At 59.3% G+C, this 15,806-nt stretch carries 12 protein-coding genes and 1 pseudogene; 3 read left to right on the top strand and 10 right to left on the bottom strand.

Annotation, left to right across the window (positions count from 1 at the left end):
- Positions 1-32 precede the first annotated feature (32 nt).
- Together Q2941_RS28815 and Q2941_RS28810 are read left to right on the top strand one after the other, a co-directional pair.
- Entirely contained in the window at positions 33-1,793 is a 1,761-nt protein-coding gene (locus Q2941_RS28815; RefSeq protein ID WP_458194479.1) for a hypothetical protein, read from the top strand.
- A 124-nt stretch (positions 1,794-1,917) separates the two neighbouring features.
- Entirely contained in the window at positions 1,918-2,562 is a 645-nt protein-coding gene (locus Q2941_RS28810) for a class I SAM-dependent methyltransferase (RefSeq protein WP_458194478.1), read from the top strand.
- Positions 2,563-3,244: 682 nt separating this feature from the next.
- Here Q2941_RS28810 and Q2941_RS28805 read toward each other — a convergent pair.
- Positions 3,245-3,373 carry a hypothetical protein gene (locus tag Q2941_RS28805; RefSeq protein ID WP_458194477.1) on the bottom strand — a complete coding sequence of 43 codons (129 nt, stop codon included), beginning with the start codon at positions 3,371-3,373 and terminating at the stop codon, positions 3,245-3,247.
- A 598-nt stretch (positions 3,374-3,971) separates the two neighbouring features.
- Between Q2941_RS28805 and Q2941_RS28800 the strand changes: the two genes are divergently transcribed.
- Entirely contained in the window at positions 3,972-4,337 is a 366-nt protein-coding gene (locus Q2941_RS28800; protein ID WP_458194476.1) for a DMT family transporter, read from the top strand.
- A gap of 197 nt (positions 4,338-4,534) precedes the next feature.
- On the opposite strand, the gene Q2941_RS28795 is transcribed toward Q2941_RS28800, so the two are convergent.
- The 9 genes and pseudogenes from Q2941_RS28795 to Q2941_RS28755 all read right to left on the bottom strand — a co-directional run bounded on the left by Q2941_RS28795 (position 4,535) and on the right by Q2941_RS28755 (position 15,231).
- Entirely contained in the window at positions 4,535-6,448 is a 1,914-nt protein-coding gene (locus Q2941_RS28795) for a UbiA family prenyltransferase (protein WP_458194475.1), read from the bottom strand.
- Between the two features lie 893 nt (positions 6,449-7,341).
- Positions 7,342-7,791: a CopG family transcriptional regulator gene (locus Q2941_RS28790; RefSeq protein WP_458194474.1), complete on the bottom strand. Its 450-nt coding sequence runs from the start codon at positions 7,789-7,791 to the stop codon at positions 7,342-7,344.
- A gap of 10 nt (positions 7,792-7,801) precedes the next feature.
- Entirely contained in the window at positions 7,802-9,778 is a 1,977-nt protein-coding gene (locus Q2941_RS28785) for a conjugal transfer protein TraG (RefSeq protein ID WP_458194473.1), read from the bottom strand.
- A gap of 91 nt (positions 9,779-9,869) precedes the next feature.
- The gene (locus tag Q2941_RS28780; RefSeq protein ID WP_458194472.1) at positions 9,870-11,597 is read right to left on the bottom strand and encodes a relaxase/mobilization nuclease domain-containing protein; all 1,728 of its coding nucleotides are present in this window, start codon (positions 11,595-11,597) and stop codon (positions 9,870-9,872) included.
- 241 nt (positions 11,598-11,838) lie between these two features.
- Positions 11,839-12,537, bottom strand: coding sequence for a lytic transglycosylase domain-containing protein (locus Q2941_RS28775; RefSeq protein WP_458194471.1), 699 nt, complete (start codon positions 12,535-12,537; stop codon positions 11,839-11,841).
- Between the two features lie 212 nt (positions 12,538-12,749).
- Positions 12,750-13,256 carry a S26 family signal peptidase gene (locus Q2941_RS28770; protein WP_458194470.1) on the bottom strand — a complete coding sequence of 169 codons (507 nt, stop codon included), beginning with the start codon at positions 13,254-13,256 and terminating at the stop codon, positions 12,750-12,752.
- Positions 13,256-13,720: a DUF2840 domain-containing protein gene (locus tag Q2941_RS28765; RefSeq protein ID WP_458194469.1), complete on the bottom strand. Its 465-nt coding sequence runs from the start codon at positions 13,718-13,720 to the stop codon at positions 13,256-13,258. The genes Q2941_RS28770 and Q2941_RS28765 overlap by 1 nt, the downstream gene beginning before the upstream one ends.
- Positions 13,721-14,106: 386 nt before the next feature.
- Positions 14,107-14,949, bottom strand: a pseudogene (locus Q2941_RS28760) (replication initiator protein A); the annotation flags it as partial.
- A 3-nt stretch (positions 14,950-14,952) separates the two neighbouring features.
- On the bottom strand, positions 14,953-15,231 hold the full coding sequence (locus Q2941_RS28755) for a helix-turn-helix transcriptional regulator (RefSeq protein ID WP_458194468.1): 279 nt from the start codon (positions 15,229-15,231) through the stop codon (positions 14,953-14,955).
- Positions 15,232-15,806 lie beyond the last annotated feature (575 nt).

Raw genomic sequence — 15,806 nt, 5'->3', positions numbered from 1 at the left:
TGCTATACTACAGCAGTTACGGTCTCGGAGTCATGGTCGATGGTCTCTACCTCAATTCCATCGCGAACCCATTCGCCTACGCAATCAATATTCCCCCGTCCCTTTTTGGCTTCGTCTATCACTGGCCATATCAGTGGGCGGATGGCGACATCGCAGTGCTTCGCATGGCGAACGTCACGCTCACCATTGCGCTAGGCTGGATTCTCAGCTTCTTGATGACCCGGCGTCTCTGGACAGTAGGCTGGCCGCATGCGGCGGTGCTATCGGGAGGGCTTGCCAGCCTGGCATTAGTGGCCTTTCAGAACTGGATGCTGCTCACCCCCAACTACTACATACTGACCTTTCACTCGGTCTTGATGGTGATGATCGGCTTGCTGTTGGCCGATCGGCCAGGGCGCATCCGCCAAGTCTTGGGGTGGATCCTGGTCGGCGTTGGCGGCTGGTGCTGCTTCATGGCAAAGCCGACCACCGCTGCGGCCATCGCCCTCCTCGTTATGCTTTATGTCATCGTTTTGCGCCGAAAGTCGCTGCTGCACATGGTTGGCGCGGCGCTGGTCGCTCTCGCTCTACTGATAGTTACCGCGTATTTGATCGACGGCGGCTTCACCGGGCTGGTGAGCCGTATGGTCAACAGCGCTAAGATGGAAGTCCTGCTGGGTGGCGGGCACGAGATGTCTCTCATGTTTAGGATCGACTGGCTCGCCACCAGTCGCTCACAACTCGCTATCGCTGTGTTAGTGGCGACAGCCCTTCTGCTCAGCACTCTCTTGGGGTCTACGCACAAGTTGCTCCCATCGCTGGCTCTCGCTGCGGTGTTGATCTTAACAATAGCGATTGCGCTGCTGGGAATCGATCCGATCAGCATCAATCCCTCGACCCTGTTCCTGGTGGCGGCGTTCACTTGCCTCGGCACGATGTTTTATCGCGAGGGATTGGTTCTGCGCACCCAGGCTCCCACCAGCATCGCTCTAACGCTAACCTTTTTGGTTCTGCCTCACCTGACCGCACTGGGCTCCAATGTCAATTACTGGATCGTCGGTTCGTTTGCCGCCTTGTTCTGGATGCTCGCGGTCGTTGCCTTCCTGAGCCCTCTTGCGCAAGAGGGACGCAGCGCCCCCACCCTACTGCCCCTGACGGTGTTGGCACAATTGCTTACTGCATCAGTGGTCAATGCTGCGATCCTCGAACCGCACCGTCAGATAAAAGATCTGCGCACTTATACCGCTGTCACGCGCCTGCCCGGTGGTGGAAAATTGATGCTCTCTCAACCCTTCTACGACTATCTGGCCACGGCCAGAGCCCAGGCTCGTGCGGCCGGCCTTGAAGTCGGTACCCCGGTGGTCGATCTCTCTGGTCGCTCGCCGGGCCTGCTGTATGTGCTCGAGGCACGAGCGCTCGGCCTACCATGGCTGATTGGGCCATATCCGGGCAGTAACACAGCCGTGGAAGGGTTTGGTGTGAAATGGGTGATCGGGGGGGTATATCCCGGCGGTAACGCAGGCGCGGTGGAAGCGCTCGGACTTGAGAACTGCGCCGATCTGGCCAAAGCGTGGGTACTGATCGAGCCGGAGGGCCCGCGTCATCTTGATGAGGCCAGTGTCATGGCCTCCTATGGAGCCGGGCAGGCCGACTACGTCGCCGCCGCTAAGCTCGAACCCCCGTCGATGACCGGGAATTATCCGAATGCTCACAGGCAGGTTTTGTTCAAGCCCGTACGGCCCGCCGCGCTGGCGGAGCAATCTTGCCGTGAAGCTAGGCGACAACGACCGGATAGCCAGAAATGGAGCCGATAGTGAGAGCCGTGATCCTCGTGGGTGGCCTTGGAACCTGTATCTCCGAGGAAACCCACCTTCGGCCCAAGCGGGACGTTCGCCCGGGCCGTCGCCACTCTCCTCGACCAACGCCAGAGGGATGCCGATGAATACGAACGCCGGGCCCCTGTCGGGACTTATGAAGCGGATGCACGGCCCGATCTACGCGGCCCGTATGCGCGAGTTGCTGCGGCAGGTCATCCCATGGCTGCAGGGGGACGACCGCGTCCTCGACGTCGGGTGCGGCTCCGGCACCTTGGGCCGCGCGATCCTGGACGCGCCCAACTGCCCGCCCGGATTGGCAGTGCTCGGCCTTGAGCGGACGAAGCGAGGCGACGAGGCCATCCCGATCGAGGCGTACGACGGGGTTACCATCCCACACCCCGACGCCAGCTTCGACGTCGTGATGCTCGCCGACGTCCTGCACCACGAGCGTGACCCCCATCAGCTCATCGACGAGTGCGCCCGGGTGGCCCGCCGCGTGCTGGTCATTAAGGACCACAAGGTCGAGGGGCCGCTGGCCTGGCATCGGATCTCGCTGATCGACTGGGCGGCCAACGCTCCCTACGGCGTCCCGTGCCTCTATCGCTACAATACCACCGCCGAGTGGTCCGAATGGCATCGCCGCCATGGCCTGGAGATCGAGAAGGAGGTCACCTCGATGCGACTCTATCCGCCGGTCTATAACTTGCTGTTCGGAAATCGGCTCCAGTATCTCGCCGTCGTCCGTGTCCGCCGCAACGGCTCATGAGGCTCGTGCATGACGTGAGAAAATCCGGCCTCAACTTAGCGAGCAGGCCCCTCCGTCCCAATCGGGGGTACACTTTGGTGCCGAGCGAAGGCGCGCCGACAACAGATGTGGTTCCAGCTGCCGCTCGCATCGGGCGCTCATCACTACTTTTCCCGGGCATCAGCGCGTGGAGAGCTGGCTTTGCGTGCTCCGGCCCGGAATTGGAGCTCGTTAAAAGCTGAATGATTCTTCAACACAAAGGAGAAAGAGGATCGATCGGCATCCGAGAAAGTTTTCGGAGCAGGAATCAGTTTTGGGACCTGCTTTCGCCGAGTTGATCAGAAGCGGCATTTTCGCCAAGGAGTATCAGCGAGCGGCCGAGGCGGTCCGTTCGCTAGGCAGTCGATCCACGCCACCGAAAAGGTGATGCTCTCCCTACCCTGATACGCAGTGAGAGCAGCACCGAGATCAAGTCTGAGTTGGATCAACATGCAACCTTCAGCACAACCGTGCGCGGACGGAACTGGTCCGAGCCGCGGGGAGGTCAGCGAGCGATCTGCAGCATAAGCCGCCGCTCCAACTAGTACGCCCCGACGACTGGCGTTCGCGGGCAATATAGTAGTAATCGAAAATCGTGGCGCAGATGCTCATCGCGGCGCACTGATAACCGGTGAACGGCCTGATAGTGTCGTACAGCCACGGCCTATTCCACTGCCTCCCAGAAGCCCTTTCGTTTCCGAGCTGCCGCCAGATGGCGACTGACCTTCTTCTCCACCCAATCTTTGATGTCGCTGAAGCACTCACCGGAGTGTCCAACCGCAAAGCAATTCACCCATCCCCGAGCATCAGATGATCAGGCTTATTATGCTGCCGAACGGTTGCAACCGGTATCGGCGAAAAACCTCTTTGAGCTCGCGCAAGAGCGCCGTGCGCCTTTTGAGCTTGGGCGATAATAAGTCGCATCGCTCCGCGTAGACTGAGATAGCGGAAGTCGAAATGCCAGGAAACTGAAGCTTTCGCCTCAGTCCGGTCCACTGTTCGGCTCTTATCACCATGTAAGCGGTGACCACCAAGTCGTCAGCGAATCGCGCGTTGAGCAGCCCCTCACAAGACGGCAGGTGGCATGCTTGTGTGTTCTAATCAGCTACTAGTGTTGGTAGTTGACGTGACGTCAATTGTATCCTCTCGTGATAGCACCGCAAAGCCGAGCATCCCTGCTTCCTATCCACGTCAATAGACGGTGCGAAGCTATCCCTGGCACGACCGCTAGCGAGTAAGGCACCGAAGGTCAGTACCAGCAAGTAGGTTAGCCAGAGACGCGACACGCGGTTAGGCAGAGCACACCATGCATCTTGCTGATTTATTCCAACGCGCTTCAGCCCACAAAATGGATTAAAGCTCTACTTGCGTAGCAGAACTGAGAGGACACCTTGAGCGCCTTAACGTTCGCGCTAATTGTTTTTAGCGCAAGCACGAATGCATTAGCTCAAATTGCTTTGCGTAAGGCTATGATGACGCTCGGAACCTCACCCTCGATCGACGCACCACTAGCACTCATTTGGATTTTTATGGTCTATCTGTGTGGCGGCTTGGCTTGTTATGCAATCAGCATTATATCGTGGCTGGCTGTGCTCTCAAGCAATCAGGTTAGTGTTGCCTATCCGATGCTGTCGATCGGATATGTAATCGCAATTGTATTTAGCTTCGTTCTACTCGGCGAAGCAATACCCATTGCAAGACTGGTTGGCATCGGGTTGATTTGCGTCGGCGTAGTCTTAATTGGACGGTCGTCGTAACCCAATAAGACACACCGGGTGGAGGGTTTGCGGCACGTCATGCAGCGCTTCGACCACGGCGGCACTGCGGAGTTCGCTCGCGATCTGGTCGACGCCCCTGCGTCGATGTCGATTATTCTTCCTACCTTTGCGCGCCGCCGAGAATTTGGGGAAGCTGGGCGTATCGGTGCGACGACCTTCCTAAAGATCTTCTACCGTCAAATTGCGATGATAACTACGGCGACAATTGAAACGATGGCGATCGCACTGATGCGGTCCTTAAGTATGAATACGATGGGGTCATCGTCCATTAAACGCCTATGCGCCATCATCAGCGCCCTGCCTATCCAATAAAGAAGTATCGGACATATCAGCCATAGCACCTTCGGATGTCGATAAAGTATCTGCACATCGGGCGATGCAACATAGAGCGCAAAGATCGTGACAGCGTTCAAGCCGGCTGCAGCGCCCAGAGCCGAAACGACATCGAGATCGCGAACCCTGTAGTCACGGTCTGAGCGATCTGGGAGACCGCGATCGAGCCTCGTCGCCAGTTCAACGTAACGCTTGATTAGCGCGAGCGACGTGAAGACAAACATAGAGAAGATGAAAAGCCAATGCGAAATCTGTACTTTCGCTGCCACGCAGCCTGCAACGATGCGTATCGCGTAGAGCATTGCCAGCACAACGACGTCAACGAACATTTTGCGCTTCAAAAAGATAGAATAAGAACTCGTTAGCACAAAATAGCTGACCAATATGCCAACGAACTCAAGCGAGATTGTAGTTGCCTGCATCATGGAAATTAGGAGAAGCGCCGGAACCATAAGCAAGCCTGTCCGAAGCTGGAGAAGGCCGCTCGCAAAAGGTCGAGTACACTTGCTCGGGTGCGCGCGATCCGATTCAAGATCTAGCAGGTCATTGAGGATGTAGACGGCTGACGCGCAAGCGCAAAAAGCTAGAAAGGCAATCACATCTGCGATGACGGCGAACACCGTAAATACATGCGAAGTCAGCAGTGGCACAAAAACAAGAAGATTTTTGACATATTGGTGGGCGCGGAGAGCCTTGATCCACACCTGCCAGCCTGCATTCCCGGCATTTACTGCAACGTAGTTACCCTTGAGCGCAACGAGCCGACTCCTTACCGAATTGGGAAGAGAGACACCGTAGGCTATATCCGCAACCTCCCACACCGGGAAATCGGAGGGACCACTGCCGATGTAATCAAATCCGTTCTTACCGAAAGCCGCTGTGAGTATCTTGGCCTTCAAAGATCCCGACAAACTCGTTTTTGCGTCAGAGGCAAACCAGCCATCAAAGACGCCCAAGTGATCTGCGATGGCCCTCGCGTGCTTCGCGTTGGCCGCGGTACCAAGGTACACTTTCCTGCCTTGCGCTTTGGCTGCCTGGATTAGATCCATCACGCAGGTGTTGTATGGAAGAGTCGCATAATCCAATTTGGACGCCTGAGCAACATGATGCCCTACGGCCGCTTTGCCATTGGCCAGAGCCCGGAGAGTTTCAAAGCTCACACGGAAGCCAAGCGGCAAGGCGTTTAGAAAGGACTCATACAGCACATCCGTTAACAGCAAAGATCCGTCTAGATCTGTTACCAACGGCTTATCGCGGGGAAACTCCCGCTCGGCGTCTCCAATATAGTCGCTGGTGCGCCAGTTGCCTTTGAGAACAGTCGGTAAAACGTCACCCAGTCGGGCCAAATTGCCGACAAAGGCGATGTAACCCTGACGATCGACGACGAAGCAGGTTGAAATACGGAAAGGGGAAGTGGCGTCCATCCAAAGCTTGTTCATTTCACCTTTTTCGTCGAACGCGATTCGATAGTTTAGATTCGGGAACTTTTTGGTCAACCACGCGTCCAACTTGGCTCGCCCCTCATCCGGCGTTGGTGCGCGTTCACAAGTTGCGACTCCGATTATCTCAAGTCCGCTGTCTTTATATTTCTCTTGTAGCTGTATCAGAGTGGATATTGCTGCCACACGTGCCCCGCACCAAGTTGCCCCAAATTCGATGATGTACACTTTCCCGGGCTGAAAGCTCGTGAGAGGCTGGCCGCGCAGCCAGCTCTCGACATTGATCGCAGGAACGATGGACGCTACACGCAGCACCATGTTTGCTCTCCAAGCTACTGCCAGGCGCTACGCGACTTTACGTGCGACTCGTTTCACTCTCAGGAGCGCGGGCAGGCGATTTTCAGCGGAATGAGAGCATCGCTCGTCTCGTATCTGCGTGCACTCAGCCACACTCAGCGTCGCTGAATCTCAATAGCAACGGGCGTGCCAGCACGGTTTGCGCGTATTAAGCGCCTGATGATACTTCGAAAGCATCTACTCCAGGCGACCGGTGTAGTGAACGTGACGGGCCTTGTTCAGATGTGATGAATTCGACGCAAATCGCACGCGTTGCGCCGTCAGAAAGAAATTGGCTTAGTCGTTGGACTGAGAGGTCGCGGCAAGGCTTCTGTCGTTGCCATGACCGCGCCAACTTGGGTGTCTCCGCACGGGAGGCTCTCTCTATTGGACCGACCTGTATGGCGAGGCGGTATCACCAAACCATTACGATCCCGGGTCGGAATTTGAGGATCCTTTGGTTTCGAAGCTAGTCTAACGCGGGGCTCGTCCTAAGACGGGCTTTTTGCCAAACGGCGCGACAATTCCGCGGAGCTGCTCTTCACGCCGACGTTCTCAATCATGCCCTGCGCTTCGAGCGGCCCACAGAGTGCATCGTTGAGCCGGACGGTCACCTTTCGCACCGCCTAAGAGCGACACTTGCGCGGCACTGAGGCAGCGGGCTCGTGCTCGATTTGCCTGCAGATTGAGTTCGCCATGGAGCTGCATATCCCTCTTTTCCTTCCCAGGGTACACCAGCCGGCGCCGCAGCGATCGATTTCGATGAAGCGATTGCACCTGACAGGAATGACAGAAGGACATCAGCGAAGGTGCTTCAATTAATTGACGATGGGGATCGCACTCTGGTGTAGCGAAAGAAGGAGACGGCGACTTGATCAGGCGGGCCCGGCGTTGTCTTGTGTCGGATCAATGCTTCCCGCTTCATACGATTCAAGACTGACTTCCTTAAGAACACTCGATCCGCTAGAGAGCCGCCGTCCAAGCGCTTCAACAAAGCGATCGTAGCGTTCAGCGCCTTTGGCGCGCGCTGCAGGGCTCGACTGCTCCGGCAACGCCGGAGTTGCCGTCAACCAGAAGCGGATGAACAGGGCAATCGTTTCCAGCGTAACACCGTCGTTACGCTCAAGTCGCTCGAGCACCCGCACGATCCGGTCGAGCCGCTTGGCTATCGCTGCTTCCTGCCGCTCGGACTCATCGGGAGACAGGAAGGAGGCAATGGCAGCCTCGGCAACCAGCGACTTGGGCTTGCCCTGACGTTTTGCGAATGCCTCGAGGCTGCGGAAGATCTCTGGATCGAGATAGATGCTGAGCTGGGCCTTCTTCATCTCATCACCCTCAAAGGCCCATCTTATCGTCGGGGTCAAGGCTGACCGAACGTGCGAGCCCCTGCGTCGAGCGGTTCAGGGCCGTTAGTTGCGCGGCATCAGCATCGCTATCATCGAGCATGGCATCGAATTCGTTGTCGGCGCGCGGCGCTGTGATCACGACCTCTTCCTGCTGCGGCAGTTCTGGCTCGCGTCGAATGCCGCCATTCCCATCGCGGGCGTTGCGCTTTAACGCGGTAAGCAGATCGATCGAGGGCGGAATCGGTGTGTGGGCCGACCAATCGTCGGGCTGCGAGACCAAGCCAATTGGAACGCCTCGCGGCGGGCCTAATATCCGGCTTTGGAACTGCAGATCTTCGTAGTAGCGGACCTTGTGGGCGCGCACCGGGTGCACGCCGGAAACCATCACTATAGCCTCGCTGGGCGAGAGCTGCATGACTTCCCCGGGTGTGAGCAGCGGACGCGATGTTTCCTGGCGGCTGACCATCAGGTGTCCAAGCCATGGCGAAAGCCGATGCCCGGCATAGTTCTTCATCGCGCGCATTTCGGTTGCGGTTCCGAGCGCGTCCGACACACGCTTGGCCGTGCGCTCATCGTTGGTCGAGAAGGCAACGCGGATATGGCAATTGTCGAGGATCGCGTGGTTCGCCCCATAGGCGCGCTCGAGCTGGTTCAGGCTTTGGGTGATCAGAAAGCTGCGGATGCCATAGCCTGCCATGAAGGCGAGCTGGCTCTCGAAGAAGTCGAGCCGGCCGAGGGCTGCGAACTCATCGAGCATCAGGAGCAGCTTCAGCCGCCGTCGGTCGGTATCGAGGCTCTCGGTTAACCGCCGACCGATCTGGTTGAGCACGAGCCGCATCAGGGGCTTTGTCCGGGCGATGTCGGAGGGCGGCACCACAAGGTAAAGCGAGATCGGTCGGGGTCCATCGACAAGATCGCGAATGCGCCAGTCACTCCGCCCCGTGACCTTGGCAACCACCGGGTCGCGGTATAGTCCCAGGAAGCTCATCGTGGTCGACAACACACCGGAGCGTTCATTTTCACTCTTGTTGAGGAGCTCCCGTGCCGCCGAAGCCACGACCGGATGGACCCGCTCTCTCAAATGGGGAGTCGCCAACATTGCGTTCAGGGTCGTCTCGATCGGGCGCAGCGGGTCCGACAGGAAGTTGGCAACGCCGGCAAGCGTCTTGTCTGGTTCCGCATAGAGGACGTGGAGAATTGCCCCGACCAGCAGGGAGTGGCTGGTCTTCTCCCAGTGATTGCGACGTTCGAGTGCGCCTTCGGGATCGACGAGAATGTCGGCGATGTTCTGGGCGTCGCGGACCTCGCAGTCGCCTCGGCGAATCTCGAGCAGAGGGTTGTAGGCCGCGCTCGCCGGATTGGTCGGGTCAAATAGCAGCACTGGCCCAAAGCGGGCGCGCCATCCGGAGGTCAGCTGGAAGTTCTCGCCCTTGATATCGTGGACGATCGTGGAGTTCGGCCAGGTCAGCAGTGTCGGAATGACAAGGCCGACGCCTTTGCCGGAACGCGTCGGGGCAAAGCACAAGACATGCTCGGGTCCATCGTGCCGGAGGTAGCGGCCATCAAAGCGACCGAGCACGACGCCATCTAGCCCCAGAAGTCCCGCTCGGCGAACCTCCCGCGCGTCAGCCCAACGGGACGACCCATATGTCGTCACATGCTGAGCTTCCTTTGCCCGCCACACCGAAAGGAAGATGGCGACGCCGACCGATGCGATCCCGCCGCTTGCGGCGATGCACGCTCCCTTGACGAAGATGACAGGTGCGTAGGCGTCGAACTCGAACCACCAAATGAAGAAGGCAGCCGGTTGGTAGATAGGCCAGCCCGCGATCAGGAACCAGGCAGGCCCGAGTTGCGGCTGGAAAGCCAGGCGCCAGGCCGTCCATTCGGTGGCCGCCCAGAGGAAGGCGAGCACGACCATCGAGACAAAGAGCAGTTGACCCCAAAGAATCTTCGTCGCGGGCATGGCCAGAATTGATGCGCACCGCGACGGCGCCATTCAACGGTAGTCCGTTCGAGGTCGCGGTGCCGCGCAGCGTGGCGAAGAGATCGGCGGGTCAGAGCGAAAGGTCGCGCTTGCGCCCAAAACTCCATTCGACACCGCCGGGACCGGCGATACCGCTAACCTGTTTGCCGAGTTCACGCTCGAGCGACGGTACCCAGGGCACGAGCTGGAAGCCTAGCCCGTTGTCGATCATGGCAAAGCGACCAGAGGCGAGCGAGACCCTTTGGCGGTAAACCCCCGCGACAGTCTCTCCCGCCTCAGCGGGTAAATGCGCCAGCCCTGTTTCGGAGGCTAGGCGCCGGCCCACGGCATCGAGCTCACGGCTACGCAGAGTGCCAATCAGGTTGCGGCCTAATGTGACTTTGTCGCCATCCCGGCGGGCAAGCCCCTGCTCTACTAGCGCATCGATCCGGCGATCGAGCGCGGCCCGAACCTCGGCGCCGAATCCACCACGCGCGAGATCGACGGGCTCACGAGCGACCAGGCGCCGATCGAGCCAGGTCGCCCCTTCCGAAGCCACCTGCTGGTCGAGATTAAAGTCTGAGCGGACGGCAAGCGCGACCCGCTGCCGGCCCCTCGTATCCTCGAAGCGACGCAGCTCGACAATCCCGCCAAGTGGACCGTCACCGGCGGCATCGATGTCGGGAAGCCTGAGGTGATGCACACGCCCGTCAATTCCGTCGACAACGGCGTATGCCGATCCCTTAAGCTCATCATCGAGCCCGCGGCTGATAAGGCGGCCGATGACAGCCTCGCCATGACGTTCCCCCTCAAGCGCCCAGGAAGATGGCGCACGAGAGGTGCCATCCTTTGCGAGTGTCTTGTGCAGCCGCTTGATGATATCGCCGCGTTCCCCAAGCGCACGCAAGCGCAGCTCCGCATCAGGGGCGAGAACCCAACGCGCGGGACCGGCGGGCTCAGCGAGCCCCAGCCGCTCAAGCGTCCGCATCCGGCCAATCCGGATCTCGCGTAGCGCGTCGGCCCCGCCGCCGCGCTCTGGCCGCAGATCGATCACCCCGTCCGTCCGTCCCGCTTCCCGGGCAAGCGCGCGGTCGAGCCGCGTCCAGCGCTCGGCCGCCACCTCTGCCTCAAGGCCGCGCCGAACCTCAAGCTCTGATCGGGGACCAAGCTCGCGCGTGACCAGATCACTTGCGCGGGCCCGCAGGCCTTTTCCTATATAATCGCGACTGATCACAAGGTCCGAACCATCGTCGGCCCGGCCCCGCACCAGGATGTGAATGTGGGGGTGCTCAGTATTCCAATGGTCGATGGCGACCCAGTCGAGCCGTGTACCGAGATCGCGTGCGGCCTGATCCATCAACTCGCGCGTAAAGCTCCGTAAGCTTCCCAGTTCGCCGGCGTCATCTGGCGAGACGATGAAGCGGAAATGATGCCGATCGTTCTCGCAGCGCTCAGCAAAGGCTCGGCCATCTGCGCCATCTCCGGCAGCATCGAATAGCTCGCCTCGCGATCCGTCACGGGTGACGCCGTCGCGCCGCAAGTAACCGATATGGGCCCGCAGGCTGCCTGGCGAACGCATCCGCCGCACGACGCGCGCCTTGACCATAGCGCCGCGGCCGCGATCTTGCAGGAGCCGGTTGGCCCTAAGGGTCGCAGCGCGCCCACGTCCAAAGCGGCTGCCACGACTGCCGGCACGACGTGAAAGACCGCCAGCCTTCTGCGCGGCCTGCAAGGCTTGCGCCAGGAAGGGCTTTGCTCGCGGCCCGCGTGTCGAACCGATTCGGCCTGGGCGAATACGGAAATCATCGTTGCGCGTCATCTTGGTCCCCGCAATGTGGGGAAAGCCGAGCCAAAACAGTGTCTTGGCGAAAAAGACAAGTTGTGCCGGATCTTCGCAATGTTTGGAGCGTATCTGAATTTGCTGGCAATTCTCACCCAACCGACCGGCCGCACCTTGCGGCTTTTATCCTGCCATCCGCGGTCGGCCAGTCTCTCCTCGTTCCCCAGCACTCTCCAACGCGCGACAAACTTCGACAACACGCGACGAAATGCGATTGCGATCATCGGGACACCTCTTGGATTGATTGCTGCACAAAGAGCCCGGTCGCACCGGGTACGAAGGCAATCGCTCCCACGTTCGGGAGATGTTTCGGATTGTTCATTGAGTGCAGAGCTGATGGCGATCCGGCATTAGCCGACGAGCTGTCCGAACGGTCATAGAATAATGCTGCCTGCCGCCACGGAAGGATGCGTCGGATGGCCAAAGCCGCATGCTCGTTCTGCTCAATGCCGATCAATCCTACGAGCCTGGCAACGTAAACCTGGGTTTCCTGGGGTAGAGGTCGTCCCGTAGCCAGATGCGCCTCGTAGCGCTTTGGGCCGGCGTTGTAAGCTGCGAGAAATCCTTGCCGTCCAAACCGGTCGAGCATCTCGCGAAGGTAGACCGTGCCCGCGAGAATGTTGTCGCGCGGGTCAAGGGGGTCGACACCGAGGTTGTAGCGAATACTTAGGTCGATCCAAGTCTGGGGCATGATTTGCATCAGGCCCAATGCTCCCCGGGACGATATGGCGTCTACATTTCCGCTGCTCTCGACTTGCATTACGGCACGGATCCAGTGCTCCGGGATCGCAAATCGGCGGGAGGATTCGGCGACGAAGGCGGCATATGGATCGACATGCTGGGAGCTGAGCGAATTGGAGCCGAGGGCCGGGATTGCGTTCTCAGCCCGAGCGTTCGAGTGCAATTCGAGGACCAGCATAGCTCCCAAGACGCAGACCGCCATGGTAAGGATTGAAACGCAGCCGCTTGCGCTCGCGAAGGTGACGGGGAGCGGGTTCGGCCGCCGGGTGCGAGGCGATCGCCGACAGGCACCGCGTACGATCGCCTTCAAAAATTTGGCCGGGACGGAGCGAAGGTGCGGCGATCCATCGACCGGCGAGATTGCATGTCCACGAGGCAGGCTCAACAAGATCAGTCTCCCTTTGTCCACAAGGGAAGCGCTTGTCCGAGCACGGCGGATGCTGGAATTGGCCCGAAGTAGCGACCATCAAAGGAGTCCGCGGACTGCCAATTCATGAGAAAGACTTCGTCAGGCGCTATGAGGCGGCATCCGAGCCAAACTGGCAGCGGCCGGCCACGTGCATCGCGCTCCCGCGCCAGTCCCATCTCGATGCTATCGACGGAGATGGCGAGGCCGTGTCTGCAAACGGTTTGTCCCGGCAGCGCCAAGACGCGCTTGAGCATGGGAACACCGGTCGGCAGATAACCGTTGAAGTCCAGGAAGCTCGCAAGTGGCTCGGGTGGTCGAACGGCCACGAGCTCAGTGACAGTCAATTGTCGCGCTGGTTGCAGACGATAGAAGCCGATCGGAACACTCTCTGAAGCGTTCCAGATGTACCAGGGCGGCGCCTCCCTGTCCGCGCACAACACGAGAGCTGCCGATCCGCAGATCCCAAGCATAATCGATAGCCGCCCCATCAGAGCCCCCGTCTTCGACGCTGCAGCCAAGCCCGATGGCGCGCACGGGTGTAGATTCGCGGGTTTTCGTTGACTGAGAGACGGTTATGAACGTGATGCCAGTAGTCTGGCGCCGCATCTGCAGGATTGATATCAAGCGCCTCCACCGCATCGATCAATTGCAGTGCGCGCTCGACCTTCGTCCATCCTGACAATCGCATCAGGCTCTCCCCGCCGGGATTGACCCAAGGGACGGTCGAATATCGCTGCCGGGGCGCTGCGGCGCGCAAAATGTCGATGCGGGACAGCACAGTTCCAAACTCGTTGGACGTCCAGCGCACGAATGCGAAAATGCTGCCGGTTGCGAATGACAGAACGCGGCGGTGGCGGTCAATGATCTTTTCCGACACGGGCCGGCCGAACCGAATTCGGTTCTCGAACCGCCCTTCGACCCACAAGAGTTCGACGGTTGTGACATCGCTCATCTGATGGCTCCTTTGTTCAGAGACGTCGCATGTCCACGCCAGCAGGCGCTTTTCCGCTGATGAATGCCTGCAACAAACTTGGCTGCGGCTGAGCCGTTGTGGTGAAACCTAGTTTGGCGCCGTTGCGGAATTTTCGCGGCGGTCACCTCGCCGATCGCAGACGAAAGGATCCGATCCGTTAGAAGCAATCCGAGGGATTCAGGATTAGCAGCGTTAGGTGGGCGGGAATCGGTTGCACAGCAGATTCTTGGCAATGATTTCCGTCTCCGATAGTAGGAGGGACCGGTCCCAAATGGCACGAAAGGTCTGGCTTCTGCTCGCACGATGCAATTCACTGGCTTTCCCCCGGCTTTGAGAAGCGCCCGTACCGTCGCAGCCGTTCTGCAAATGGGACGGACCTGAAGTGGCGCGAAGTTCGATCGCGCCACACCGTCAGGGTCACTGGTGATGACAAGCCGATACCCGGATAAAGCCTGCCGACGGACGAACTGGCGCAGGTCATAAGCAAATTGCTTGAGCGTTGACCGATTGCCCGACTTGGCGTCGAGGCGCGCGAAATCAAAGCTCCGGCCGCCCGTTTGACGGCGGCCATGTTTTCGCACGAGGCGATAGAGCCAGCGCTCAAATCCGCCAGTTAGATCGAAATAGACTCGGTCGATCGTCAACATGAGGGCGTCATTGAGAACACCCGTATAGAACCAATCCGGTAAGTTCACTTCGATTGCGCAGGCATGGCGGCGCATATCTGCCGTTTCCTTATTCGTTGATACAGGAGAAGGGATGCCGTCGGCGCTCGGTTGGCTTACGATCGCGCCACGACCGTTGTTGATTGCAGCCGATCGAGCGCAGCCTTGCGGCGTTCGCCGTCGCGCACGCTGCTGCCGACTACGAAGATCAGGATCTCGTATGAGGTGGTTGCCATCAAGGCGGATGTTTTCAAGCCGGCATCCCGAGCCTCGACATTCCGCGAAGCGGCCCTGATCAAAACGTCCGCATCCCAACTCGGTTCCATGCCATATTCCGGCACAGCCTCCACACGTATCATGATTGTCGCGGGGTGGAGGTCGATCGGCACAATCCGTTTCGACTTTGCCGGCGAGAAGAACGGATATGCCGTCAGGTCTGGCGCATCGCGCGGCACCAGATCGCCGGGCAATGAGCGAAACAGATCTGAGTTGACCGCGCGCTGAGTGACGTTGCCCATAAGCAGAGCATGTGCCGTTCGACATGGATCAGCGCCGCTCCTTGCCGGCATACGGAATGGGTGCGTGCCGCTTTGCAGGCAAGACCGTGCCTGTGCCGGGATCGCTGGTTGATTTCTTGGCTCCGCGGTCCGCCCAGGCTTTGAGGTCCTCGAGCGCATAAACAACGCGGCCGCCAAGCTTGCGATAGGTCGGCCCTGTGCCATAGGTGCGATGCTTTTCCAGAGTTCGGCCGGACAGGCCGAGAAAGCGCGCCGCTTCAGGGGTGCGCAATAATCGCGGCGGCAAGCCGGCGGTCGGATCGGGCATTTGAGTGGCTCCCGTGCTCGTCTGGAGGATGCGCGCGTTTGATCGCGCACCGACGAGCATAATGGCGGAGTAGAAGTGCTTAAGGGGATGCCGAAGATGCAGGCATGATTTCGGCACCCCCGGCTCCGTTCCTGGCAGATGATAGGCAGAGCACTATCCGTCAGCCAACGCACATCCGTTGACAAACGTTGCGCAAAGCGATGGTCGGCGGCTGCATTGTTGGCGGGTTTAGAGGCGCGCTCAGGGACCGACCGAGGCCGACCAACATTTGGGCGATGGCGGGGGCATGCGATCGCGTGTATCCATCGAGGGCCGCAGCACCAACGTCAAACTCTCGCGGCGCTGGATGAAAACGAAACGGAGGTTCTGGCGGACGGCCCTTGACCGCGCGCCACTGACGATATGAGGCGTCTGCGCCGATCTCGAAAGCCAGATCGAGCGGCAGTTTGCAAGAATAAGTGGCACCGAACCGACAGCCTTGTCTCTTTCAGACACAGGAGAGGCTGGGCCGATTGGACATCTATCCATCGTCTGAATGGTTCGATCAAAACCATTGATTTTCCGATCCTACGAAT

The sequence above is a fragment of the Bradyrhizobium sp. UFLA05-153 genome, from assembly GCF_054185185.1.
Note: the sequence above shows the minus strand (reverse complement) of the source record. Positions and strands in the feature narration are given on the sequence as shown.

What these genes read in the sequence shown, in the direction of transcription:
- Q2941_RS28765 (WP_458194469.1), bottom strand. Translation starts at nt 13,720, where the DNA reads ATGAGCGATGTCACAACCGTCGAACTCTTGTGGGTCGAAGGGCGGTTC.
- Q2941_RS28810 (WP_458194478.1), top strand. Translation starts at nt 1,918, where the DNA reads ATGAATACGAACGCCGGGCCCCTGTCGGGACTTATGAAGCGGATGCAC.
- Q2941_RS28775 (WP_458194471.1), bottom strand. Translation starts at nt 12,537, where the DNA reads ATGCTGGTCCTCGAATTGCACTCGAACGCTCGGGCTGAGAACGCAATC.
- Q2941_RS28795 (WP_458194475.1), bottom strand. Translation starts at nt 6,448, where the DNA reads ATGGTGCTGCGTGTAGCGTCCATCGTTCCTGCGATCAATGTCGAGAGC.
- Q2941_RS28755 (WP_458194468.1), bottom strand. Translation starts at nt 15,231, where the DNA reads ATGCCCGATCCGACCGCCGGCTTGCCGCCGCGATTATTGCGCACCCCT.
- Q2941_RS28785 (WP_458194473.1), bottom strand. Translation starts at nt 9,778, where the DNA reads ATGCCCGCGACGAAGATTCTTTGGGGTCAACTGCTCTTTGTCTCGATG.
- Q2941_RS28770 (WP_458194470.1), bottom strand. Translation starts at nt 13,256, where the DNA reads ATGGGGCGGCTATCGATTATGCTTGGGATCTGCGGATCGGCAGCTCTC.
- Q2941_RS28780 (WP_458194472.1), bottom strand. Translation starts at nt 11,597, where the DNA reads ATGACGCGCAACGATGATTTCCGTATTCGCCCAGGCCGAATCGGTTCG.
- Q2941_RS28790 (WP_458194474.1), bottom strand. Translation starts at nt 7,791, where the DNA reads ATGAAGAAGGCCCAGCTCAGCATCTATCTCGATCCAGAGATCTTCCGC.
- Q2941_RS28815 (WP_458194479.1), top strand. Translation starts at nt 33, where the DNA reads ATGGTCGATGGTCTCTACCTCAATTCCATCGCGAACCCATTCGCCTAC.